This window comes from Paenibacillus fonticola DSM 21315 (assembly GCF_000381905.1).
GTDB classification, from domain to species: domain Bacteria; phylum Bacillota; class Bacilli; order Paenibacillales; family Paenibacillaceae; genus Fontibacillus; species Fontibacillus fonticola.
On record NZ_KB907249.1, the window covers coordinates 187,385 to 210,514 of the forward strand.

28 protein-coding genes are annotated in these 23,130 nt (G+C 37.0%); all 28 read left to right on the plus strand.

The window, feature by feature from the left end; all coding sequences use genetic code 11:
- Positions 1 to 117: 117 nt before the first annotated feature.
- The 28 genes from G358_RS0107060 (at position 118) to G358_RS0107195 (ending at position 23,047) form a co-directional block, all read left to right on the plus strand.
- Positions 118 to 540, plus strand: a complete 423-nt coding sequence (locus G358_RS0107060; protein ID WP_019636502.1) for a hypothetical protein — start codon at positions 118 to 120, stop codon at positions 538 to 540.
- A gap of 196 nt (positions 541 to 736) precedes the next feature.
- Entirely contained in the window at positions 737 to 1,621 is an 885-nt protein-coding gene (locus tag G358_RS0107065; RefSeq protein WP_033403827.1) for a copper amine oxidase N-terminal domain-containing protein, read from the plus strand.
- A 56-nt stretch (positions 1,622 to 1,677) separates the two neighbouring features.
- Positions 1,678 to 2,037: an NUDIX hydrolase gene (locus G358_RS31585; protein WP_157274281.1), complete on the plus strand. Its 360-nt coding sequence runs from the start codon at positions 1,678 to 1,680 to the stop codon at positions 2,035 to 2,037.
- A 477-nt stretch (positions 2,038 to 2,514) separates the two neighbouring features.
- Complete coding sequence (locus G358_RS0107075; protein WP_019636505.1) at positions 2,515 to 4,272, plus strand: ABC transporter ATP-binding protein; 1,758 nt, start codon at positions 2,515 to 2,517, stop codon at positions 4,270 to 4,272.
- A 16-nt stretch (positions 4,273 to 4,288) separates the two neighbouring features.
- Positions 4,289 to 6,901: a class III lanthionine synthetase LanKC gene (gene lanKC / locus G358_RS0107080; RefSeq protein WP_019636506.1), complete on the plus strand. Its 2,613-nt coding sequence runs from the start codon at positions 4,289 to 4,291 to the stop codon at positions 6,899 to 6,901.
- 34 nt (positions 6,902 to 6,935) lie between these two features.
- On the plus strand, positions 6,936 to 7,064 hold the full coding sequence (locus G358_RS33625; RefSeq protein ID WP_019636507.1) for a class III lanthipeptide: 129 nt from the start codon (positions 6,936 to 6,938) through the stop codon (positions 7,062 to 7,064).
- Between the two features lie 297 nt (positions 7,065 to 7,361).
- On the plus strand, positions 7,362 to 8,156 hold the full coding sequence (locus tag G358_RS0107090; protein WP_019636508.1) for an aminoglycoside phosphotransferase family protein: 795 nt from the start codon (positions 7,362 to 7,364) through the stop codon (positions 8,154 to 8,156).
- Between the two features lie 19 nt (positions 8,157 to 8,175).
- Positions 8,176 to 8,577, plus strand: coding sequence for a GrpB family protein (locus G358_RS29580; protein WP_019636509.1), 402 nt, complete (start codon positions 8,176 to 8,178; stop codon positions 8,575 to 8,577).
- 69 nt (positions 8,578 to 8,646) lie between these two features.
- Positions 8,647 to 9,117 carry a GNAT family N-acetyltransferase gene (locus G358_RS0107100; protein ID WP_019636510.1) on the plus strand — a complete coding sequence of 157 codons (471 nt, stop codon included), beginning with the start codon at positions 8,647 to 8,649 and terminating at the stop codon, positions 9,115 to 9,117.
- Between the two features lie 28 nt (positions 9,118 to 9,145).
- Positions 9,146 to 9,751: a class I SAM-dependent methyltransferase gene (locus tag G358_RS0107105; RefSeq protein WP_019636511.1), complete on the plus strand. Its 606-nt coding sequence runs from the start codon at positions 9,146 to 9,148 to the stop codon at positions 9,749 to 9,751.
- 53 nt (positions 9,752 to 9,804) lie between these two features.
- Positions 9,805 to 10,305, plus strand: a complete 501-nt coding sequence (locus G358_RS0107110; protein WP_019636512.1) for a hypothetical protein — start codon at positions 9,805 to 9,807, stop codon at positions 10,303 to 10,305.
- A 376-nt stretch (positions 10,306 to 10,681) separates the two neighbouring features.
- Positions 10,682 to 11,212, plus strand: coding sequence for a GrpB family protein (locus G358_RS0107115; protein WP_019636513.1), 531 nt, complete (start codon positions 10,682 to 10,684; stop codon positions 11,210 to 11,212).
- Positions 11,213 to 11,516: 304 nt separating this feature from the next.
- On the plus strand, positions 11,517 to 12,452 hold the full coding sequence (gene cysK / locus G358_RS0107120; RefSeq protein ID WP_019636514.1) for a cysteine synthase A: 936 nt from the start codon (positions 11,517 to 11,519) through the stop codon (positions 12,450 to 12,452).
- 60 nt (positions 12,453 to 12,512) lie between these two features.
- Positions 12,513 to 13,160, plus strand: a complete 648-nt coding sequence (locus G358_RS0107125) for a hypothetical protein (RefSeq protein ID WP_019636515.1) — start codon at positions 12,513 to 12,515, stop codon at positions 13,158 to 13,160.
- A gap of 54 nt (positions 13,161 to 13,214) precedes the next feature.
- Positions 13,215 to 13,805 carry a hypothetical protein gene (locus tag G358_RS0107130; protein ID WP_019636516.1) on the plus strand — a complete coding sequence of 197 codons (591 nt, stop codon included), beginning with the start codon at positions 13,215 to 13,217 and terminating at the stop codon, positions 13,803 to 13,805.
- Between the two features lie 198 nt (positions 13,806 to 14,003).
- Positions 14,004 to 14,171, plus strand: a complete 168-nt coding sequence (locus G358_RS34505; protein WP_019636517.1) for a DUF6985 domain-containing protein — start codon at positions 14,004 to 14,006, stop codon at positions 14,169 to 14,171.
- A gap of 40 nt (positions 14,172 to 14,211) precedes the next feature.
- Positions 14,212 to 14,694: a GNAT family N-acetyltransferase gene (locus G358_RS0107140; protein WP_019636518.1), complete on the plus strand. Its 483-nt coding sequence runs from the start codon at positions 14,212 to 14,214 to the stop codon at positions 14,692 to 14,694.
- 426 nt (positions 14,695 to 15,120) lie between these two features.
- Positions 15,121 to 15,549 (plus strand): GNAT family N-acetyltransferase, encoded by a 429-nt coding sequence (locus G358_RS0107145; RefSeq protein WP_019636519.1) that lies wholly within the window; start codon positions 15,121 to 15,123, stop codon positions 15,547 to 15,549.
- An 8-nt stretch (positions 15,550 to 15,557) separates the two neighbouring features.
- Positions 15,558 to 15,962, plus strand: coding sequence for a hypothetical protein (locus G358_RS0107150; RefSeq protein WP_157274284.1), 405 nt, complete (start codon positions 15,558 to 15,560; stop codon positions 15,960 to 15,962).
- A 103-nt stretch (positions 15,963 to 16,065) separates the two neighbouring features.
- Positions 16,066 to 16,659, plus strand: a complete 594-nt coding sequence (locus G358_RS0107155) for a hypothetical protein (protein WP_019636521.1) — start codon at positions 16,066 to 16,068, stop codon at positions 16,657 to 16,659.
- Positions 16,660 to 16,677: 18 nt separating this feature from the next.
- Entirely contained in the window at positions 16,678 to 17,202 is a 525-nt protein-coding gene (locus G358_RS0107160) for a GNAT family N-acetyltransferase (RefSeq protein ID WP_019636522.1), read from the plus strand.
- 88 nt (positions 17,203 to 17,290) lie between these two features.
- Positions 17,291 to 17,902, plus strand: a complete 612-nt coding sequence (locus tag G358_RS0107165; RefSeq protein ID WP_019636523.1) for a class I SAM-dependent methyltransferase — start codon at positions 17,291 to 17,293, stop codon at positions 17,900 to 17,902.
- Positions 17,903 to 17,973: 71 nt separating this feature from the next.
- The gene (locus G358_RS0107170) at positions 17,974 to 19,539 is read left to right on the plus strand and encodes a serine hydrolase domain-containing protein (RefSeq protein ID WP_019636524.1); all 1,566 of its coding nucleotides are present in this window, start codon (positions 17,974 to 17,976) and stop codon (positions 19,537 to 19,539) included.
- A gap of 71 nt (positions 19,540 to 19,610) precedes the next feature.
- Entirely contained in the window at positions 19,611 to 19,958 is a 348-nt protein-coding gene (locus G358_RS0107175) for a hypothetical protein (RefSeq protein ID WP_019636525.1), read from the plus strand.
- Positions 19,959 to 20,149: 191 nt separating this feature from the next.
- Positions 20,150 to 20,860 carry an ABC transporter ATP-binding protein gene (locus tag G358_RS0107180; RefSeq protein WP_420836050.1) on the plus strand — a complete coding sequence of 237 codons (711 nt, stop codon included), beginning with the start codon at positions 20,150 to 20,152 and terminating at the stop codon, positions 20,858 to 20,860.
- Positions 20,860 to 21,657 (plus strand): ABC transporter permease, encoded by a 798-nt coding sequence (locus tag G358_RS0107185; RefSeq protein ID WP_019636527.1) that lies wholly within the window; start codon positions 20,860 to 20,862, stop codon positions 21,655 to 21,657. The genes G358_RS0107180 and G358_RS0107185 overlap by 1 nt, the downstream gene beginning before the upstream one ends.
- 10 nt (positions 21,658 to 21,667) lie before the next feature.
- A complete protein-coding gene (locus tag G358_RS33630; protein WP_019636528.1) occupies positions 21,668 to 22,435 on the plus strand; it encodes a hypothetical protein in 768 nt (255 codons plus the stop codon).
- Between the two features lie 81 nt (positions 22,436 to 22,516).
- A complete protein-coding gene (locus G358_RS0107195) occupies positions 22,517 to 23,047 on the plus strand; it encodes a hypothetical protein (RefSeq protein WP_019636529.1) in 531 nt (176 codons plus the stop codon).
- Positions 23,048 to 23,130: the final 83 nt, after the last annotated feature.

Sequence of the window (23,130 nt, forward strand, 5' to 3'; positions counted from 1 at the left end):
GGGATTAAGGAGGATGGATGGCCTTCAGAGGTTATTAGATGATTTGAATCAAAAGTTTCGAATTTTAATGGATAAGGAGAAATAATTGAGTAATCCAAAACGGTGAGGTGCTCCACTATGTCACAAACTTTAACCCAAGAGACAGTCAACTTAATAGAAAAGTCCGAACGGGATTATATGCTGGACAGGATGAAAGCTATTCAAGAAAGATCAGGAAAACCTGAGGGTGTTGAGATAAAATCGTTTGGCAACGCACTAGCGCTATATAGTGAAACAATGCCTTGGCCAGCTTTTAATACGGTAAAGGGCATAAGCGCAAATGAGATTGAATTACTTGACGAGATTGTTGAATTTTATAAATCTAGAAAGCGAAAAGTTCAATTTGAAATTGTTCCATCGCGGGTGAATCAGGCACTGTTACAAGAACTTGCCCAACGCGGTTATTATCAGTCGGGATTCCATACATCGTTATACTATCCAGTAGTAGACGATTCTATTAAATGGTCTTCAACAAGCATTAATACGAAGAAGATTATATGAGGCGTTAATAAACAATTGCGGTATCGTAATTGGCCAGGCCGGTTTTTTAACCCACAGCTACAGAAATATGGAGAATATCGGTATGAAAATCGGGTATGTAAGAACAACATGGACAGAGCTTTGAACTTAATGATACGGAACTTTTTCGCTATATTAACGTCCTAATATTTGTAAGTAAATTTGAAAAGGAGTTGTGATGTCCTTGAGCAGATGGATCAAACAATTGATTGCTTTCGTAATCCTCGGAAGCATCTTCTTTGTGAGCTCTCCCGCATATGCATCCCCTGAAGTTTTCGTAAATGGAGAATATACGCGTAATGCTATAACGATAGAAGGACGAATATGGGTGCCTATAAGAGCATTGACCGACCAAGAATGGCTTGTTTATGCTTATGATCCCAAGACGAGCATCGCTTCGGTTCATGACAAAGATAACACCGTAACGGTACAGCTTCGAGTGGGGGAAAGGACAGCTACGGTTAACGGCGAAAAAGTGCAATTAGACGCTGAAGTTGTTAATAAGAACGGCCTAACCTATGTGCCGCTTCGTTTTATCGCGGAGACGTTTGGGGCCCATCTTGAATTTAATGGTAAAGATGACCGGGTCATCGTCCGTACTCCTACGGGGCAGGCTCAATATGAAACTTTGATGCAAGGGGATCTCACAGAAGCCCGCAAGATTGCGCTCAAACTAACTAGAGTAAATGGAGAAGCGCCGCAGCTCCAATTCGGAGAAGGCTATCATCATTTCTTTTATACTTTTCCAGAAGGTGAGGCGTTGCGGTTTACATTTAGTGCTGCTGGTTATAGTGAACATTATTATGAAATAAACGACGAAGGGCTCGCGATACACAAGTGGCAGATGGATCACGTAGCTAACCGGGAGTGGGGGAAGAAACCAGATTTTAAAAGCTATGTTTATTTCTTAGACGAATTTATGGCCAGCTTATTTACTTATGGACTCGTGGACGCTCAAGGAAACGATAAGGAGTTTGGGAAGTTCTATTATAGTGAATTAAAAGACTCAGTCATGTCAATCGAGGGGGAGAACCGTACAGATATCAGACCTCAACGTGATTAGTAGTGAACTAGCCAAAGGGAAGGAGAGAACTATGGATACGCAGAGGTTAAACATTTTTGATGAGAATAGAGTTCATATTGGTGTTGGCCACTCGCGGAGAAGTACATCGACGGGGTTATTGGCATGAAACCATTGCTGATGGAATAAGAGAAGTTAAAGAGGAGACGGGCATTGAGGTCTCTGCTCGCGAGCTGATTCCATTGGGAGTCATGAATTATGAAGTAGTTAATGAAACATTCATTGATCGAGAAATTGCGCATACTTTTGTATATCCATTCCATAGGTCAATGCACGACTTTTCTGTACAAATAGAAGAAGTCTCTGGCATGTTTAAGGCTCGTTTTTACGATTTTTTTAAGTTGTGGTTTGGCAGGAAAGTACAGATTGATATACATGGCTTTGTATACTTCCTATGAAAAAAGCGGAACTATAATTTTTTTTACCTCACGTGTCTCAAACTATGGGAGCATTATAACCCGGCCTAAGATAGGAGCTATCCCAGGTCTGGGTCTTTTTGTTGTCTGATAGTTATAAGAAAAGGCTCTTGGGTTCAAGAATACGAGGATGTTATGAGAAATTAGAGAATAATTATTACTAATATTAGATATTAAATATTGAAATTTACAATTATGCATGTTAAAGTAAAGAAGAATAATTGTTAATTTCTTGCTAATAAGGTTTTAAATGATCGATCTTATGTTTTTAAGTAACTCATTTGATAGTAATATCCCAATATTCTTCGTACTTAGATTATACACCTCCATAACTTACCTCAGAAACGCGTCAAAACACATCAAAACACGTCAAAATGTATCTTGATCACCTTCCAATTAATCAGAGTTATACCATCTCCATTGAACTTACAGCCAATAAACAATAGAAAAGGTGAAAAGATGGCTAAAGAAGCAAGAAGTCAATATTCGTGGGGAAATTTTTTCGAGCTAATCCATAAATCGAAACCTCATGTAGGACTCTTTATTGTGGCTTGTATCATAAGCTCTGCTAGCGCCATACTTTCCACATTTATCCCTAATGTCTTGAAAATTATCATCGATTCCTATTCCCTCTCTGGCAGCTTGAATCGCGGTATTTTAATTGGTTTAATAGCCATTTTTGTTTGTGTGACAATTACAGGTGTTCTATCAAGTTATTTATTGAGCAAGGTTGGCTTAACGGTTGTAGCTAATCTAAGAGGAATGACTTGGACGAAAATTGTGAAATTACCAACAGCTTTTTTTGATAGAAATCAATCCGGCGATATAGCTAGTAGATTAGTTAGTGACACTACCGTGATATACAACTTGGTCACTCATTCATTTTCTACATTTATCAATGCTGTATTAACCATATTATTTTGTGGATTTTGGCTGTTTTATTATAGCTGGGAATTATCCCTAGTTATTGTAGCTGCGATTCCAATATTCCTGTTATTTTTTATTCCTTTAGGCCGAGCGTTATCCGATCTTTCTAAAAAAACGCAAAAGTCAACAGGAAAATTGAATGTGAGTGCGATCGAAATGATTTCCGAAAATAAGTTGGTGAAGTCTTTTACTGCTGAAAACTATCAAATAAATAAAGGATTAAAAAATATTAACGATTTAATGCAACTAGGTTTGAAGCAAGCCAAATGGTCAGCTACGGTAAATCCATTCCTGAATATGATCATGTTAATTATTATTATGATCATTATTGGCTATGGCGGTGTCCAATTAGCGAATGGCCGTTTAACGGTAGGAACTTTTATCGCATTTCTAACCTTGATTTTTTATATTATCAATCCTATTTCTAACTTTGGTTTTTTCTTCTCTCAGCTGCAGAAAACCAAGGGGGCAACAGAGCGAATTTTACAGCTGCTATCCGAGGAAGAAGAGAATATAAACGAAGGCAAGGATCTAGATCTAAGCTGCAAAGACATTGAAATTAGCAATTTGAGCTTTAAGTATAACACTCAGGAAAATTTATCATTTTCTTTAGAGGACATTACTTTGAATATTAGGAGCGGTAATACTTATGCGTTAGTTGGCCCAAGCGGCAGCGGAAAAACGACGTTTGTTTCCTTATTAGAGCGATTTTACAAACCAACCAGCGGAAGTATTTATATAGATGGTGAAAGTATAGAAAATTACTCATTGCATTCCTGGCGTTCTCAAATCGGTTATGTATCTCAGGAGCACAGTCTAATTACCGGGACGATAAGGGAGAATCTAATCTTTGGATTAGAACCGCAAGATGAGGCGAAAATTATTGAAGCTTGCGAAATGGCGTATGCATGGGAATTCATAAGTCAGCTGCCTAATGGATTGGACACGCATATTGGCGAGCGAGGACTCCATTTATCCGGCGGACAAAGACAAAGAATTGCTATCGCAAGAATGTTCCTTAAAGATCCAAAAATCATTTTATTAGATGAGGCAACATCAAATTTGGACAGCCAGTCTGAGGAAAAAGTGCAATCTGCGATGAAGAAAATTATTGAGGGTAGAACCGCGATTGTAATAGCTCATAGATTATCTACGATTATGGACTCCGAATATATTATTTTTGTGGAAGATGGCAAGGTAACAGGCCAAGGAACCCACTATGAATTACAGAGAACTCATAAATTGTATCAGCAATTCTGTGAATTGCAATTTAGCGCACAATTACAATGAGGGAGGAGCAGCCATAATGGATAAAAACCATCTTTATTTTAAGTACGTAAATAATGATTCGAAATATTTTGAGAGGCTGCAGGCTGGCAACAAAATAGCTGAATTCACGATAAACCATTTGTCTGAAGATTGTTTGATTAGAACAGAGGAGAATTCTCCTTGGAAAATTTATAGTTTTGCCAATAAGAAAATTAAGGATCAGGGCTGGAAGATTCATGTTAGTGCAACGATGGAAAATGCACAGCAAATTCTAGCGGACATAAGCCAAGTTTTAATCGAACGTAAAATTACCTTTAAGCATCTTCTTAATAAAACCTACTTACATAGTATTAACTCCAAAAATGGGAATAGAATAAGCTCCGGAAAATTCATAACGATATATCCTCCAACCGATGAAGAGTTTTATCAATTACTTCATATTTTATATGACAAGGTTAAAGATCAAGAAAATGGGCCTTATATTCTAAGTGATAAATGCTGGAAGAATAGCAATATATACTATAGATATGGGGGATTTGTGAAAATTTCCAACGAAAAAGGCGAATTTTGCATCAAGGATCCCACAGGACAACTTATTCCGGATAATCGTACCCCTTATTATCAGGCGCCTGAATTTGTTAAAGATTTTGATCAGTTTTTAGAGTTGAACAACCACTTTTCTGATGCTGATGACAATAATCCTAAGTTTAAACAATATAAATTCCAAAATGCGCTGCGATTTACAAATGGCGGCGGGATTTATATCGCTGAAAGAAATGAGGATAAACGAAAGGTAGTTATTAAGGAAGCAAGGCCAAAGGTAGGGCTAGACGGACAAAATAAAGATGCAATCGACAGGCTGCAAAAGGAATACGAAGCATTATCGAAGCTTGCGGATGTGAAAGGTGTAGTAAAGGTAGTTGATTATTTTAAATCGTGGAAGCATTTATTTCTAGTAGAAGAATATGTCGAAGGGATTGATATGAAGACGTGGATAGCTGCGAAATACCCCTTTCATCGCCATAAAGATAAAGAAATATATCTAAATGAAGTGAAACAAATAACCCTCCGTTTAATAGATATTGTTACCGAGATGCATGGTCAAAATGTTGGCATGGGTGATTTACAGCCAGCCAATATTATGATCACGAAAGATTTGGAAGTGACACTTATTGATTTTGAGTCTGCTGATCACAAGGATCGTGAAGAGAAGGCGGCAATTCATACGATGGGATTTTCAGATCATCAAAATATAAACCGCAAGGAACGAGACTGGTATGCAGTTAAAAAAATACTAAGATATTGTGTGTTGCCTATAGGTCCGATAAGCAATATTGAAGATCATATAACCTCTTATCACAATGAGTGGATTAAACAGGAATTTGGGAGTGAGTTCTTCTTATTTCTACGAGAAATCGAAAATAGATGTGACACCCATTTATCAGCAACAAAAGAGAAACAATATGACCCCATAGACTATACTCAAAAAAGGTTGCCAGATGAAATAGATTCGTTGATAGAAGGTCTAAGAGCGGGTATGTTGGCAAATCTAGTGCCAGATCAAGGTTTGATTCATGGTGATATTAGACAATTTGAAATCGCTGGTGGAGCAACGAATGTACTTACTGGGGGGACTGGTGCGGCGCTAGCTTTGTTTAGAACAGGAAATGTGGATAAACAAGTGATTCATTGGATTGAACAACAATTCATTCATAACCTTCATTCTGAACAATTAGAAATGCAGGGACAAGGATTGTTTACTGGAAAAGCTGGTATTGCTGCAACATTGTATGAATTAGGATATAAAGACGAAGCTTTAAAATTATTTAACAATTTAACTGACAATAACGATGACATTTCATTAAGGTCAGGCTTGGCTGGAATAGGACTTGCTTTAATCAGTTTATATTTTGAAGAAAACAATGATCAATATTTAAAGCAAGCTGAATCGATTGCAAGTCATATTAACCATTTTTTAAGAGATAATCGAAGTTTAACCGTTTCCGACTGGGCTGCTGATCCTGTTGGGCTTATCGATGGATGGTCAGGTGTATCGTTGTTTTTTACAGCGATGTATGCGATTACAGGGAATGCAACTTTTTATGTGGTGGCAAAAGAGTTAGTAGAGCTTGATTTAAAAAATACCCACATTGACGAGGATTTGCATGTTCTGCAAATCTTGAATGATCGAAAATTGTTGATTCCTTATCTATCAGGTGGATCTATAGGAATTGGAGTAGCCATTTGGTATCTGAATCATGTAAGTGGTCAGAAGCATTATCAGGACGAGTTAAAATTAATAGTTAATCTGAATCATATAAGATGTACGTTCACAGGGGGATTATTTGATGGGGCGGGCGGCTTTCTACTAATACCACCTCTGCTGGATGTTACTTATGAAATGATTGAAACTCACAAAAAACGAGCCATTGATCGATTAAATTTGTTCCTTATTTTCAAAGAAAACTATTGTTTATTTCCAGGAAACTTCTGTTATCGCTTATCTGATGATTTATATTCTGGAAGTGCAGGGATCATATTAGGGTTAAAAGGAATTCTAGAATCCAACCCATTATATTGGCTGCCGATTATAAATATCAATCAATTTGTAACGAAGACAAAGTATATGAATACTCCATTATTTTCATAGATAGTATACCTATTCATGAAAGGAGGTGAAAACAATGAATGAAGTGCTGGAGCTACAACAATTAGCTGCACTCCCAGACGAGCAAGAGTTATTTCCGATCACAATTACATGGACTGTAACGACTACAGCAGCAACTTGGTCGACAGTAAGCAATCATTGTTAATAACTAAACAACATTCATAAGCCCGCATAAATAAGGAGAAGGATAAGCATGTCGCTTATTCTCAGGCTGTCGAGATTTTCTCGGCAGCCTTGTTTATGTTTAATTATAGCTAGCTGGGGGCTATCGATTTTTGTTTGCCCAATGTATAATCATGGAAGAAGCTCACACAACAAACAACCCAGCCTAAGATAAAGCTATCTAGGGGCTGGGTTGTTTCGTGATTGTGAGGAACGTCGTAGGAAATCAGTGCAAAGACATACGCAAAGACTTATATGTGATTCAAAGGAGGTATACACATTGATAGATGACGAGGAAATCTTGACCGGAGGAAATATTAATAAAGTCGTAAAGGTAGGAGAGACAGTACGCCGTGAATCTAAACCGAACCCATATATAAGCGATTTGCTAAAATACCTTGAGAAGGTTGGTTGCCCATATGTCCCTAGATATTTAGGAGTAGATGAGAAGGGCAGAGAAATCTTATCTTACATTGATGGTGTGGTCCCTGGAAACGACTACCCTGAAATTGAAGGATATATGTGGTCGGATGTGGTTTTAGTTGAACTGGCAAAGCTTTTAAGAAACTTTCATGATGCGACTGTAGGATTTACAACATCTGAAACGTCTTCGAATGATTATCCAGAAAAATCCCTGCATGAAGTAATCTGCCATAACGATGTTGCGCTGTATAACGTTGTGTTCAAAGACAAGCTCCCAGTTGGGATTATTGATTTTGATATGGCAGGTCTAGGGCCACGAATATGGGATATTGCTTACACCTTGTACACCTCAGTTCCTCTTGCAGGGTTTATGCCAAGCGGGGAAGATTACACGGTTGTTGAATATAACAAAACAGATCATGCATCCACGCGGAAAGAACGAATAAAGCTATTTTTTGATTCCTATGGCATGAATGTGCCGGCCAATCTCAAGGAGTGGGTTATTTCCCGCATAAATGTAATGTGCACTACACTGTCGGACCGAGCTGCATCCGGCGACCCTGCCTTTATCAAACTGGTTCAAGAAGGACATTTGGCTCACTATAAGAAGGAAGTAGAATTTCTTGAGAAACATTTCGATGACTGGAGTTAATTTCTAAGGAGAATCAGGGATGGCTGCAAAACCAATAATAGATCTGGATATCGTAGTTAGTTCTACGTCATTACTCCCCGAGTTAATAGAGAAGTTAGGTGAATTAGGTTACTTCCATGAAGGAAATTTGGGGATTGAGAATAGAGAAGCATTTGGAAGAAAAGATGAAAGAGTTCCTTATAATCAAAGCAACCAATTCAAACCTGAGCATCATCTTTATGTGTGCAATCAAGAGAGTGATGCACTTATTAAGCATCAATTATTCAGAGATATATTGAGACAACACTCTCATCTTGTAGATGAATATGCAAAATTAAAGAAAGAACTAGCAGCCAGATATAAAAATAACCGCCAAGCCTACACAGAAGGAAAAACTGAATTTGTAAATAAGGTAATGAAAGAGTATAGGCGCATCCGATAACAATATGTTCACGCTTCGGGCTGAATTCGCCTAACAACTTAAAAACAACGGTAAACAGGTGGTGATCATTTGATCCGATCTTATATGGAAACAGATCTTAACTATATTGTGGAGGCACACTGTCGAATCTATCAACAAGAATATAAGTTTGATGATTCATTTACTGAATTCATCACAAGCTCAATTAACCATTTTCTAAAGAACAAGGATGATAGCAAAGAAAATATTTGGTTCGTTGATCAAGAGGGGATACTTAAGGGATCAATCGGAATTGTGAAAGTTAGTGACGAAATTGCCCAATTACGATGGTTTCTTATTGAACCAGATCAAAGAGGAAAAGGTTTAGGAAATCAATTAATACATGAAGCCATAAGTTTTTGTAAAGATAACCATTACAAGACTATTATTTTATGGACGAACCAATCATTGCATGCTGCAAGAAAACTATATGAGAAAAACGGATTTAAGGTGTCTGAAGTTAAGAAATCATATTTATCAAATCAGGAAATTGTCGAAGAGAAATGGGAAATATTATTGTAAAACAGTAGAATTGAAGGGGTAGATTATTGTGGAGATATTTAAACAAGTACCACTATATAGATTTTTAGCGTTGTGCAATGAGAGCGGGATGGAAAGAACAGTATTAGATTGTGGGGCGGGGGGAGATACACCTCCCTTATGTTTATTTGCAGACCATGGATACATCACTTATGGAATAGAAATGAATGATGAACAGCTCCAAAAAGCCAATCAATTTGCAGAAATGAGAGGACAGAAACTTAATATACAACAGGGTGATATGAGACATTTGCCATTAAGTGATAAGTCGATAAGTTTTGTGTACTCATATAACTCGATATTCCATATGAAGAAAGAAGATGTGAAAAAATCTTTAAATGAAATGAAGCGAGTGTTAAAACCAAATGGATTGTTATTTGTGAACTTTCTCACGTTAAAGGACTTCAGGGTTGGTGAGGGCGTAGATTTAGGGGAGAATCAATACGAACAAATGGAAGATAATGAGACAGTTATTCATTCATATTATGATCAAAATGAGGCAGAAACGATGTTCGATGAAATGCAAGTAATTTATAAAGAAGATCGTGTTTTGGAAAGGATGTTTGAGGGAAATAAAATACGGCAGGGATTTGTAGATTACATATTAAAAAAATGAGGACATTTAAACTAAGTAAGATTCATAGTAACCTTTTTAAGGAGTCCGATTCAATGAAATTTTTATATCATTACTATGAATTGGCTAGAGGGCCATTTTTGTCATTAACTGATTTACCGACGCATGAAGCTATGGTCATTCAAGATCAACTCAAAGAAGATAAATCGTTATTTGCGAGTAAACGATCAGCTGATTATTTGTTTATTCGTAGAGATTTAGAGCAGAAAGCAAGGGACTTATTTATTGGTAAGGGCGGAAAGCCGGTTAGATCTACTCCACATTACATGGTATTGGGAAAATGCGAATGGCTCAGGGAGTGGTACAAAGAGGGACAAGAACTTGAAATTCATGTCGATGAATTCGATGAAAAAACAATAAGTTTCACCTATGGAGATTTGTTTCCAACGATGCGATTCCAAGATGGCAAGCCATATCGAGGGCAGATATATACGAAAGACGAGATTTATAAACTAATAGAAGTATTTGGTTTGCCCCAAAAGTGGAACAGGCAAGGAGATAAAGGACCGGAAAGATATATTGAAGTGCAAATATAGGATGATAAACCTTTAATTAACCATATTAGAAAGTGAGTAACGTCGTATAACATTGTACAACGCATCGAAAGGACAAATCCCTGGGTACAGGAATAAAAGATGAACTAGGTAATTCGGAACATAATGAAAGGAGCTTAACATGTCAGAAAATTATTGGGACGATAAGATAGAGTATCTTAGAAATACTCGATGGCTATACTACAATGACGATTAAGCTCAGCGTCAATATGAAGCAGAACTATTATTTTCAAGTGAATTTAATATTGATAAATAGATCACATACGCACCTAATATGAAAATCACTTTCGGAACTGTAAATAGATAAAAGTGCCGCGTAAGATATGCGAGAATTTCAAGGAAGTTGGAGTTGAGAAGAATGGAAGAAGTGATTATATCTGAATACAATTCCAATTGGGGTCGTGAGTTTGAAGAAGAAAAAATAAAAATTTTAAACGCCTTAAAAGATCTGCAAGTAGTTATCGAGCATATAGGGAGTACATCAGTCCCAGGATTAGGTTCAAAGCCAACGATTGATATGATGGCTGGAATAGCTCGATTAGATCTAATTGGTGAAACTCATTTAAGAAACTTACATGAGATAGGCTATGAATTTGTAAATAAGCCGGAATTTCCTGAACGATTATTTTTCAGACGAGGCCAATGGAGAGCGGGGACACATCACTTGCATATTTATAAATATGGGGGAAAGAACTGGAATAATAATTTATTATTTAGAGAGTATTTAAAGAGAAATCCTGAAATAAAACATGAATATTATGAGCTCAAAAAGAAACTTGAGCAAAAATTTAAACATGACAGGGTGGCGTATACGGAAGGAAAGGCTGACTATATAAACGGAATTATTGACAGGGCAAATGACGATTTAGAATTGAAAAAGTTAATTTGAAGAAGGCAGCTCTAATTGATCACACCCCATTAACGCATGGCCGTTACGATTGTATAATTGAAGAAGTAATTCAAGAAGCTCAGACAACAAAACGCTCCAGCCTAAGGTAAGAGTTATCTAGGGTTGGGGGCGTTTCGTAAATTCGAGAAATGTTAGGTGAGATCGGCCCTAATTTCTTTTGTAGGTATGTCCGATCGCCCATCCATGGGGATGAGGTTCATATTGTATTTATTTACCATGAATGGTATGGTCTAAATACAAAGCCGACTCTTTTAGTTGGGATTATATTTATGGAGGGATTTCTATGACAAGAATTGCAAAGAATCTTACAGATCTAATCGGGAATACACCGTTATTAGAACTATCCAATTTTGCTAGGAAACATAAGATTGATTCAAAAATCATTGCTAAATTAGAATACTTCAACCCTGCGGGGAGTGTTAAGGATAGAATTGGATTTGCCATGATCAAAGATGCGGAAGAAAAAGGATTCATTAATCAAAATACAGTGATAGTTGAACCTACGAGTGGGAATACAGGAGTGGGTCTAGCATTTGCAGCAGCAGCACTGGGTTACAGACTTATTATTACCCTTCCAGAGAGTTTCAGTATTGAACGAAGGAAGCTTATGAATGCACTTGGAGCAGAACTGGTGTTAACTCCAACTGAAGAAGGAATGTCCGGAGCCATTAAAAAGGCTGAAGAAATTGCTGCCAATATTCCCAACTCATTTATACCTCAGCAGTTTAAAAATCCCGCTAATCCAGAGATTCACAAGAAAACGACTGCTGAAGAAATTTGGCGGGATACAGATGGGGAAATAGATATCTTTGTTGGTGGTGTTGGTACTGGAGGAACAATATCGGGAGTTGGTGAAGTACTTAAACAAAGAAAATCAGCAGTCAAAATTGTAGCTGTTGAACCCTTTGATTCTCCAGTACTTTCCGGAGGAAATAAAGGAGTTCATGAAATTCAAGGAATAGGTGCGGGGTTTGTGCCAGATAACTTTAATAGGAATGTCGTTGATGAGATTTTCCAAGTAAGAAATGCGGAAGCATATGAAACTGCCCGTTTTCTGGCCAAGTCTGAGGGGTTGCTAGTTGGAATTTCATCGGGTGCAGTTGCTTATGCTGCTCTCCAAATAGCAAAAAGGCCAGAAAATAAAGATAAGAATATTGTTGTACTTCTTCCAGACACAGGTGAAAGGTATTTTTCAACACCTCTTTTTCCCGATGTATAGGATCAAATACAACGTTATCGGTATACGAGGGAAAAGGAAATAGAGAAAAGGAGTTTTTGTGTGTTCAGATTGCAACTTTTAATCCTATTTATCGTTTTAGTTCTTATATCTGCTTGCTCATCAAATAAAAAAATAGATCATTCAGCTGAAACAATTCATGTGGAAAGTGAAATGACAATAGCACATAGTGATTTATTTCCGATTACTGGGTCACACGAATTTTTAAGCCTTCGTTTAGTTAAGGGTAATTATTCGGAGGACTGGTCCCCCAGTCCATATACAGGGAGGACATGGAGAGGTGATTTTCAACTTATCCTTTCCTATGAAAATGGGAAGGAAATTAGTCATATCGATTTGAATAACTATTTTAATAATGAAGAACTAATATTTAACGATTTTTTTGAGTTCGTGTTTGATGACTATAACGGGGATCACGAAATTGATTTTACAATAGGCCAGTATGGCACGAGTAATGGAAACTTTTATAAAATCTTTACGCTGACTTCGGATAAACAAATTCAAGAAGTAAATATAGCTGAAAATAACGAACTCTTTGTTAGTGGTGGAAATAGATATTCAATACAGCTAGAGAAAATTAACAACCAATCATTCAAGGTAAGACACTATAACAATGTTGCTGGACAATATATTGACGAAATCTATACATCGGATGGGAATAAATTCAATAAAAATACAAATGAAGACTAATTAACCTAGATCCAAAAGCCTTAGTGGAAATTCGTGCAAGTTAGGAGGTAAACAATGAAGCGATTAGTTTCAGTTACGTTATTGCTATTAATTCTAGTAACCGGGTTAGTATCTTTTCCGGTGAAGAAGGTATTCGCGTGCAGTTGTGTTGGTGGGGATGCTAAAGAAAAATTAGAACGGTCTGCAGTTGTATTTGTAGGGAAAGTCATAAAGAAGGGCGGGACTCAGAATTCTCAGTACGGTCGCTTAAGAGAATATACTTTTGATGTAGATAGGGCATGGAAAGGCATTAATGATAAAGATAGTCGTATAACTATCTACAGCTATGATGGAGGTTCGGAATCGTGTGGATTTCAATTTGACAAGAATCAAACTTATTTAGTGTATTCATATCTAGCTGAAGATAATTCTTTACAAACGAATTTATGTAGCGGAAATATTCCTATTTCACAAGCAGGAGATGAATTAAAACAATTAGGAACCGGAACTATATTAAGCAAAAATAATGTTGAAGAAACGAATCATGAAACAAATCATGATCAGAATCTTTCATTAATTATTATATTATCTATTGGAGTATCTATAATTATTGCGCTAGTTGTTTTATTTATATGGAGATCTAAGAAGCGAGATAGAATATCTTAAAAGCCACAATGAAAATGAACAGGAATTGGGGACAATGCAAGTAACAGAAACATTGCGGGCTTTAAAAGAATATGAAAATATCATTTCAAAAATAGAAACATGGCTAAATAATCTGAACACAAAATCTAATTGAAGTGGATGGAAGAGATGTTTTGGAATTCATATCCATAGGGGAAGTCTATCTCTATCGAAATCCTTATGATAAAAAACGATAATACATTCGGGGCTGTTCTGAGTGGAGGCACAGAATGGGACTCTGAAAATGGTATGGAAATTGTTATTCAGGGCAGTAAGGTACTTGAGGTGCGTGAGTATTTAGGTTACGGCAAATATGAAATTTGGAACGATACCAGCGGAAATGATTAAGAAAGCACTGTGCTGCGGCTTAAAGAAGGAGCAGTGAATTATGTATGTACACAGAAGTCTGGAAATGGATGATCTAGAAATAATATGTACATTTCCGCAATCTGAAGAGGAATTACAATATATTAGTCCAATGTTTATTTATCCTTTAACATCGGAGCAAATTGTTAATTTATTGAAGAATAGATTTGAACCCACTGTTATTGTAGATCAAGCTACGAATGAGGTCGTTGCATATGCCAATATATATAAGAAAGACTTTGAAGAAGGTATTTGCTGGCTTGGTAATGTAATAGTTTCACCTAAATATAGGGGGCAAGGAGCATCTCAATATCTTCTAAATGTAATGATTGACAAAGCTAAATACAATTTAGGTAACACAACGGTACGATTAGCCTGTCACAACACAAATTCAAGAGGTTTGGCATTCTATTCAAAGAATGGGTTTAAACCTTTTGATATTAAAATTACAACAATTAAAGATAAGCAATTAATAGCAATACATATGAGTAAGGACATTATTTGAAGTATTTCGAGAAGAGACTGTATCGTAGTACACCGTATTCACACGTCAAGGGAGGGAGTATCTTGATCGCACATCCAACATACATTATCGGTGGGCTACGATAAATGATGCTCAAGCTCTTGCTAAGCTTAATGATGAATTTAATGGAGTAGGGATCACGGAAAAGGAAATTATTAAAAATTTATCTAATCCTAATGAGCTTAGAGTAAGAGGTGTGGAATCGGTTAGAGTGCTAACAGGTAAAAAGAATGGTGAAGCAGTAAAAACATATGAAAAATTAGGCTAAGTAAAGAAAGAGGAACAACTACTGCAGAAAAAAATAGGATTAGCTGAATGAGCGTATGTTAGATCTTTTACAATGGTAGTAAATCTCAAGAGGTCGCAATCACTCGCAGGTCTAACACATCATTTGAAAGAGGTAGAATAATGAACAAAGATTATTTAGTAATTAAGAGACTCCCCTCCATTGAAGAATATATTAGAATATGTACCTCAGTTGGCTGGAAAGATTTTATTAACTTTGATGTTGCTGAAGAGTCATTAAAAAAATCGTTATTTGGTGTGATCATAAAACATATTGATGAAGTAATTGGAATGGGAAGGATTGTAGGGGATGGTCAGATATATTTTTACATCCAAGATGTAGCTGTTGACCCTACTCACCAAGGTCAAGGTATTGGAAGGCTGATATTGGAATCATTAACAGAATATTTGAAGGAAAATGCACCAGAAAAAGCATTCGTTGGCTTGTTCGCATATCAAGGAAAAGAAGCCTTTTATAATCGCTATGGTTTGAACAAGCATGAGGGCATGACGGGAATGTTCGGAGTAGTTATAGGACAGGACATCTTGTGAAACGGGGGGTGAGGAGGTTGAGATTTACGATAGTACTCATCTCCTTAATATTGCTAATGACAGGTTGCTCCAACAACAAAAGCAATCAAAATGAGAAGCCATTCCTATTTTCGTATGAATTAAATAAAGTCGAACCTAAACATGGAAAAGAGATAGACTCGTGGTTACAAGCAGCTAAAAATGACCCAGAAGTAAAAATACATTCATATGAAACTAACGATGGGTATAAGTACAGCTATGTCAAAGGATATAAAGATGTCGAGGTATCTTATATTTATTCAAATAATGAAGGGAAATTAAAACAAAGATTTATTAAAGGATCCAATGACGATGAGGTTCTTGTCCAAGTTAAATATAATACATCAATTTGTTGTAGTACAAATGTTTATGAAACTGATGATAGCAATGAATGAGTCAAACGCGGTTGGTAGTGGAATTGACTCGAAACTTCCGAGAAATTTCTGGAAATGATTTATTTTATTGATTATGGTGGATGGAGAGGAGACAAGGCCATTGATGCATAAAGGTTGGGTTCCAGGGCTAATTGCTGCCGTACTCGTATTGATAGTAGCTGGTTGTACGGGGAAGCCCAACGCAGCCGAACAGTCGCTAGTGACTTCGCCTGCAACTCATAATTCAAATCAGTTCTCTATTGTGGTCGGCGACAGCGTCAAGTTGAAAACCTCATTGGAGCACGAAACGGCGATTTTTGATGGAACGGAATACACGATCCAGCCCTATGGAGTGACCTTCGCGGTGCGAACGGATATGGGCGAACCTGTTGTTGAGGGCGAGAGAATCGTTTTTTCGAGTGATTTGTCGGGAAAAGCAACGCTATCGTATGAAGTGGTGGAGAATACATCGTTAAATGAAGCCGTAGCTAAGGAGCTGCAAGATCACGAGGGCTCTTTCTCTGGTGAATTTATCGAGACTACCTCAAAAGGCGGCCTAAGGGGCAAACACAATCAATATAAAGATGAGTCCGTTTTTTCTGGTGTTATTTTCTACGAGTTCGACCAAAATGTTCTCCGGATCGAGTATCGATGTCCGATCGCCGGCGTCGACGCCATGATTCGAATTGTAAATGAAACCGTCGATTCGGTAAGGTAACGAAAGGATACTTCGAAGATGATTCAGATAAAAAATATTACGCAAGAGCAAGCTGGAGCCTTCTGGGAGTTAAGACTGGAAGCATTAAGAACACATCCAGAAGCATTCTATACTTCATATGAAGATTCTGTTCAAACTCCATTAGAGGAGGTAGCCAAGAGAATAAAAAATGAACCGGATGATTATATATTAGGGGCATTTGCCAAAAATGGACAAATTGTAGGGATTACAGGCTTCAGACGCGGACAGGGAATGAAATTTAAACATAAAGGAATGATCTGGGGTGTATACGTGGCGCCGGATTATCGCGGAAAAGGAATAGCTAAACAATTATTACAAGAGGTGTTGAAAAGAGGGGAAGACCTGGAAGGCTTAAAACAAATTAATCTTAGTGTTGTAACTATAAATCAAGCAGCAGCTGGTCTTTATAAGAAATTAGGGTTTCAAATATATGGGGTCGAGAAGAACGCTTTAGAATATAACGACCAGGGATACGACGAAGAATACATGACTTATTATTTAAATAAATTTAAAAAAGCATGACGGCTGGTAACAATGACCGCGAAGACCGCGAATTACCTTAAGGTGAGTCGATTGATTAATAGCTGAGAAAGTAGAGGGGGGATGTGAAATGACCAATCACAATAGGGTGCGTATTTTCGATCGGCAGGCCAAATCGTATGAAAAACGAAGAAAAAAAATGCAGCTGGCTGGCGAACGAAGCAAATTATTGCGATATGCAACGGGAAAAGTGCTGGAGGTATCGGTTGGGGCCGGAAACAACTTTCTATTCTACCCAAAGGGCGTACATGTGACGGCGGTCGATTTCAGCCCTAAGATGATTGAAAAAGCGAAAGAAGCTGCAGCGGAATGCGGCATCGATTGTGAATTGTTTGTTTCTGATGTGGAGAGCCTGGAATTCCCTGAGAACACATTCGATACGATCGTATCTACATTGTCGTTATGCGCGTATCAGAGGCCAGATGAGGTTTTAAGAAAAATGAAGGCGTGGGTCAAAATCGGAGGCAACATCCTGTTGTTCGAACATGGAATCAGTACGAATCGGACCTATTCATGGTTCCAGAATCGGTTGGACGGACTATCTGTAAAATTATTCGGTTGCCATCAGAATCGGGATATTGTGCAAATGGTAAAGGATGCCGGAATTGTAATTGAACACTTGGAACGAATGATGTTAAATTCAGTGCTTCTAATTAGAGGAACCGTCGAAAGTAAGGTATAATTAATGAACTAATGCAGTGCTACAACGCTATAAAGTTATAAAGCACTACTTAAACGAGGAAAGGATATTATATGGATAAGGGAAATAGGGGAGCCACTGGGAATACAGGGAAGAAAGTACTAAGTAGAATAGGTATCATTCTGCTCACCGTTATAATTACCGCTGTTGTTTTTTGGAATGAATTAGGAGCTTTATTTAGTCCAGGAAATTATGATAATGCGGATGGTATGGTGGAAACGATCATGTCGAAATCAGCCACTCCAGGAATAGCTATAGTATTATCCAATCAGGGTGAGACAGAATATAAAAGTTACGGGTATTCAGATATTAATAATAAGAACATGGTTACTAAACAATCGCTGTTTGAATTGGGATCGACTACAAAAGCGTTTACAGCCTTGTCCATCATTTTATTAGAAGACGAGGGATACTTAACTTACTCAGATCCTATATCAGATTATATTTCTTCGTTTGAGCCAACCTTTAAGGGTGAGAAGGTTAATATTACTATTGATCAGTTGTTATCTCATACAAGTGGAATTCCGCCTTGGAGTATTCAGTTAATTCCAGAAGGTACTACAGAGGATATGCTTGAAAAAACTATACATAATATTTCGGACATTGCATTAAATACATATCCTGGGACAGAGTGCAATTATGCAACTATTAATTATGATGTTCTAGCGATGATTATTGAAAAAGTGACAGGTCAAAGTTATCAGGATTACGTAACTGAACATATACTGATTCCATTAGGAATGACGGAAAGTTATTTCTCAACAGGGCAGGAACAGAAACCAGATAAACTTACAAAAGGATATCGTGTGTTTTTTGGTAAGAGTATAGAATATGATGCCCCTCGATACTATGGCAATATTGCAGCGGGATATTTGGTAACTAATTTAGAAAACTTAGAGAAATGGATTAATGCGCAGATGGGGATAGGCGATTTTCCGAATAATTTAAAGAGAGCGATTCAACGATCTCATGAAGTCAACATACAAACAGCTGGAAATGTCGGTAACAATCAATACTATTCATTCGGATGGATCAATGATACGGAGAATGGAGTTATTAATCATGCCGGCAGTAATCCCAATTATTCCTCACAGGTTATTATTGATTTAGAAAAACAACAGGCCATATTTGTATTGGCTAATTCGAACTCTAGTGCACCGTTGCTAATTGCAAACAATATATATAATAATATGAACGGCAATCATATGACAAAATTCAATTATGATGATGTTTATGTATTGATTGATTTGATATTTTCGTTTCTAGCAATAATAGCTGTCGTTAACTTAGGGCTTAGAGCAACTAGACTAGTTAGAGGGATAAAACTAAATGTTAAAGATGAAAAGATAAGAATTAGGAAAATAATTAAAAGCAGTATTAGACTCATCTTCAGCATTGTGCTTTTGTTGTTGGTCATGTTCTGGCCTTATCTCTTAAATAATAATTACTATATGATAAAGGTATGGATGTCGTATTCGGTCTTGATATGGATGGGGCTTACTGCGATCAATTGTATGTTATCCATTTTAATTAATATTAAAAATATAAGAATAATCAGAAGCAGCACACTCGGTGCTGATCTGCTCACTAACTCGGTTATACATACACCTAATAATTAAAGACGGCCCGGCCTAAGATAAACGCTATCTAAGGTCGGGTCGCGTCATAGATGCGGGGAAAGGAAGAGACAATGAAAAATTCAATTAATAAATATTTATTTTATTTGGGTATCTCATTGGTAATCATAATTGTGATGTTAGGATTAGTTTTTAATAACGAAAAACCCAAATATACGCTTATAGTTTATAACTATCCTGCGAGCAATGAAGATCTTAAACAAGAGTATTTAGAAAAAATAAAAGATCCGAACAATCGAATAAGTGGATATAGCATTGGAGTTTTAGATGTCCCAGACAAAAGAATTAATGTAACGCAAACACCATTGTATGTGATAGTAAACATAAAAAACCGCGATATTATGTTTGCAACAGATCATCTGAACAAACTGAATGAATACATAATTAATGAAATAAAGTAGGGTTAGGAGTCAAGCGGTTAAACTTGCCCTAATATTTAATACATATTTATAAAATTATGCAGGGGCAGCGCTGTGTAGCTTCGTCTCTATATTAGATGGAAAATTAGGGGTTGGCTGTGGTGTTGTTTCCAAGGCAAAGAAAAACATTTTATAGTATTAGAAAGAGAGGGATAGCATTGACAAATACTGTGATGGAAGTCAGTCAGATCACGAAGACGATCGGAAAGCGGACAATTATTCATGAATCATCATTTCAATTGGAAACGGGAAAAATATATGGGTTTATAGGACCCAATGGAGCAGGGAAAACGACCTTAATGCGCATCATGACCGGATTAATTCAACCGACAAGCGGGGAAGTTCGGATTGATTCATATCATATAAAGACGCAGCGTCAGCAAGCAATTGCGAGAGTTGGAGCTATTATAGAATCACCTATATTTTTTGAATATATGACAGGCAGGCAGGTGCTGCGTAATTTATCCCGACTGCATCCGACAATAAAATCAGCACAAAGGGAAGAGCATATTGAAAAATTGTTAACAACGGTTGGTCTTGAAAAAAGAGGTAATGATAAAGTACGGACATACTCCTTAGGCATGAAGCAAAGACTTGGAATCGCTCAGTCTATGCTGGGTCGTCCGAAGTTGTTGCTGCTTGACGAACCGTCTAATGGGCTTGACCCTCTAGGGATGAGGGAACTGAGAGACATTATAATTACATTGCGTGAGTCCGAAAATTTAGCCTTCTTTATTTCAAGTCATTTGCTCGATGAATTACAACAAATGTGTGATGAACTTATTATCATCCGTGAAGGTTCAATTATTTGGAAGGGTCCCAAAGAGAACATAGTTAAGGACGGACAAAGACTCGAAGATGCTTTCGTGGAGCTGGTACAGTAATGAATAGATTAATATTTTGTGAGCTAGAACGATTGTTAAAGAGCAAGCTGACATGGTATTTACTCGTCTGCACACCTATCCTTGCCTATGTTACAGGGAATTATATTCATGTTTTTTATCCATCTGAAACTATGTCCTCCAGTTTGTTTGTAATTATAGGTTTAAGAGAAAATTTATATTTACCGTGTAATATAGCTGTTGCTGCTATTGTTGCTGCTGTGTACACAGAGGAATATCGTGGAGGTCAGCTGCGGCTGTTGTTTTTACGTCAGTATTCTCGGGGGAAAATGTTTGTAAGTAAACTGTTAGTTATTAATATGACTATATTGGCTTTGTTGGTTATCATGGGAATTTCGCTAAGTTTGGTCGGCCTAATTCAATTTCAAAACGAAGGGGAAGCAACTATACCGCTAACGAAGAATTTACCCTTTATTTTTCAATATTATATTTTAGCTTATTTAACTTTAGCTGCAATATCATGCCTCTTTTCTTATATCGCGCTGATCAGTAAAAATGTAACTTATATGTTAGGTATTTCTATAGGTTATGTTCTTATTTCATTGTTATTTGATGGGATATTTTTGTATTTTGCTAATTTTTTTGAAAATGGATCATTCATGCATGAATTAGTTGCTTTTGTTTTAATTCCATATATGCAGCATACGGGGGTACATTCTCTAATGAATGAGCATAATACACACTCAATATTGCCAATGGCTGCCATCTTAATATTTTATATGGTTGTTTTCATATGGACTGCATATCGTCGGTTTGTTCGAGATGATTATTTGTACTAGGAGGTTACCTATGTTTGGAGTATGGATTAGTGAAATGGAGCGGATATGGAAAAGCAAGTCAATGCTCATTTTGTACCTGATTTTTATACTTTTGTTGGCCGCCAATGTGTGGGGGGGTGTGCTAAACGGTTCGGGAAGCCTCCGATTTGGTGCGGGCCGGATCGAACTGAACAACCTTAACATGCCTTGGTTTATGATGGATGGGATATCTTTGGTGCTTACACTTGTTGTATTACCCGTAATTTACGTTAATCAATTAAGTGGAGAGATTCATTCAGGAGCCTACCGGTTATATGTACTTCGGCCATTTACCCGGTTTCAAATCTGGTTCAGCAAGCTATTGGCTTTGGCTTCTACAACTGTCATATTAATCGCCTTTACGTTTATTTTTTCTATGGCAGCTGCATGGCTCTTATTTCCTCAGGCTGATGCGATGACTTTGTATGGATCTAATGCGTCAGTTAATGTAACTAAAGCAATATTTTATAGCTTTAATTTCTTTGGCTTGTTTACGCTTGCATGTTTAGCTAAATTAATGTTTTGTAGTGTGATTTGTTTATTCATTTCAAGACCACTTGTTTCCTTTGTAGCTATTTTCGTGCTTTCTTTACTCATATATAGAATTGCGATTGACTTAGTAATATTATCTGATCCATTTCAGAAAATATTACTGGCGCTTAGACCAGAAGGCTACTCCCCATTTTGGATTTATTCGCTAGGGACACTTATAATTTGTGGGCTGATAAGTTTTGTGAAATGGCAGAGGAAAATGGTTTGATGGGGGTAGTTATGTTGAAAAAAACAGACAACAGGCGTATAACTACAATATTTACGTGATATACAGGAGGTTTGTTTAAAAATGGAGATATTAAAAGATTTCGCCCTAAATACACTTGCTGTTATCGTAGGTGGACTTATCGTTTTTAATATTGCAAGATGGCCATTTGCAGCTAATGAAATTTCTGCAATGCGAAATAATGAAGTGTTACTTAGAGAGAATATCGCTCGAATAAGAAAAGAGTTAAGAAATAACTTGAAGATAGTGAGTGAGCTTAATCGGCCTCATGATCAGAGGGAACGCTCAAAAGCTGATTTTAAATGGGAAAAGAATGATGTTAATTCAATCTCTTTTTTCTCGTTCAACTATTTAATCAATTCCGGTCTAAACACGATGCTTCCAACACCTTTGGAAAGCTATATTTTTGAATCTTATAACGAGTTGGAGAAATTAAGCAACTTGTATAAAACGGCCTTCAAAGCAGATAATCTCTATGCTGAAGCCCAAGCGTTACAAGAAGCAGCAAATAATGAGTTGTTATCTGTGGAAATAAATCAAATTAGAACTAGACTCGAAGCGAATATCAAGAAAATTGAAGAGTTTAATTTATAGGTAATTCAGTCATGACATGCGAAACCTTATGGTCCTGCTCTGAAACTCCTGCGATATGAAGGGAAAGAGCATTTATTGGATAG

What these genes read in the sequence shown, in the direction of transcription:
- G358_RS29580 (WP_019636509.1), top strand. Translation starts at nt 8,176, where the DNA reads ATGGCTGCAAAACCAATAATAGATCTGGATATCGTAGTTAGTTCTACG.
- G358_RS33625 (WP_019636507.1), top strand. Translation starts at nt 6,936, where the DNA reads ATGAATGAAGTGCTGGAGCTACAACAATTAGCTGCACTCCCAGACGAG.
- G358_RS33630 (WP_019636528.1), top strand. Translation starts at nt 21,668, where the DNA reads ATGTTTGGAGTATGGATTAGTGAAATGGAGCGGATATGGAAAAGCAAG.
- G358_RS0107075 (WP_019636505.1), top strand. Translation starts at nt 2,515, where the DNA reads ATGGCTAAAGAAGCAAGAAGTCAATATTCGTGGGGAAATTTTTTCGAG.
- G358_RS0107115 (WP_019636513.1), top strand. Translation starts at nt 10,682, where the DNA reads ATGGAAGAAGTGATTATATCTGAATACAATTCCAATTGGGGTCGTGAG.
- G358_RS0107160 (WP_019636522.1), top strand. Translation starts at nt 16,678, where the DNA reads ATGATTCAGATAAAAAATATTACGCAAGAGCAAGCTGGAGCCTTCTGG.
- G358_RS0107060 (WP_019636502.1), top strand. Translation starts at nt 118, where the DNA reads ATGTCACAAACTTTAACCCAAGAGACAGTCAACTTAATAGAAAAGTCC.
- G358_RS0107180 (WP_420836050.1), top strand. Translation starts at nt 20,150, where the DNA reads ATGGAAGTCAGTCAGATCACGAAGACGATCGGAAAGCGGACAATTATT.
- lanKC (WP_019636506.1), top strand. Translation starts at nt 4,289, where the DNA reads ATGGATAAAAACCATCTTTATTTTAAGTACGTAAATAATGATTCGAAA.
- G358_RS0107130 (WP_019636516.1), top strand. Translation starts at nt 13,215, where the DNA reads ATGAAGCGATTAGTTTCAGTTACGTTATTGCTATTAATTCTAGTAACC.
- G358_RS0107195 (WP_019636529.1), top strand. Translation starts at nt 22,517, where the DNA reads ATGGAGATATTAAAAGATTTCGCCCTAAATACACTTGCTGTTATCGTA.
- G358_RS0107065 (WP_033403827.1), top strand. Translation starts at nt 737, where the DNA reads ATGTCCTTGAGCAGATGGATCAAACAATTGATTGCTTTCGTAATCCTC.
- G358_RS0107165 (WP_019636523.1), top strand. Translation starts at nt 17,291, where the DNA reads ATGACCAATCACAATAGGGTGCGTATTTTCGATCGGCAGGCCAAATCG.
- G358_RS0107185 (WP_019636527.1), top strand. Translation starts at nt 20,860, where the DNA reads ATGAATAGATTAATATTTTGTGAGCTAGAACGATTGTTAAAGAGCAAG.
- G358_RS0107110 (WP_019636512.1), top strand. Translation starts at nt 9,805, where the DNA reads ATGAAATTTTTATATCATTACTATGAATTGGCTAGAGGGCCATTTTTG.
- G358_RS34505 (WP_019636517.1), top strand. Translation starts at nt 14,004, where the DNA reads ATGATAAAAAACGATAATACATTCGGGGCTGTTCTGAGTGGAGGCACA.
- G358_RS0107140 (WP_019636518.1), top strand. Translation starts at nt 14,212, where the DNA reads ATGTATGTACACAGAAGTCTGGAAATGGATGATCTAGAAATAATATGT.
- G358_RS0107145 (WP_019636519.1), top strand. Translation starts at nt 15,121, where the DNA reads ATGAACAAAGATTATTTAGTAATTAAGAGACTCCCCTCCATTGAAGAA.
- cysK (WP_019636514.1), top strand. Translation starts at nt 11,517, where the DNA reads ATGACAAGAATTGCAAAGAATCTTACAGATCTAATCGGGAATACACCG.
- G358_RS0107170 (WP_019636524.1), top strand. Translation starts at nt 17,974, where the DNA reads ATGGATAAGGGAAATAGGGGAGCCACTGGGAATACAGGGAAGAAAGTA.
- G358_RS0107175 (WP_019636525.1), top strand. Translation starts at nt 19,611, where the DNA reads ATGAAAAATTCAATTAATAAATATTTATTTTATTTGGGTATCTCATTG.
- G358_RS0107155 (WP_019636521.1), top strand. Translation starts at nt 16,066, where the DNA reads ATGCATAAAGGTTGGGTTCCAGGGCTAATTGCTGCCGTACTCGTATTG.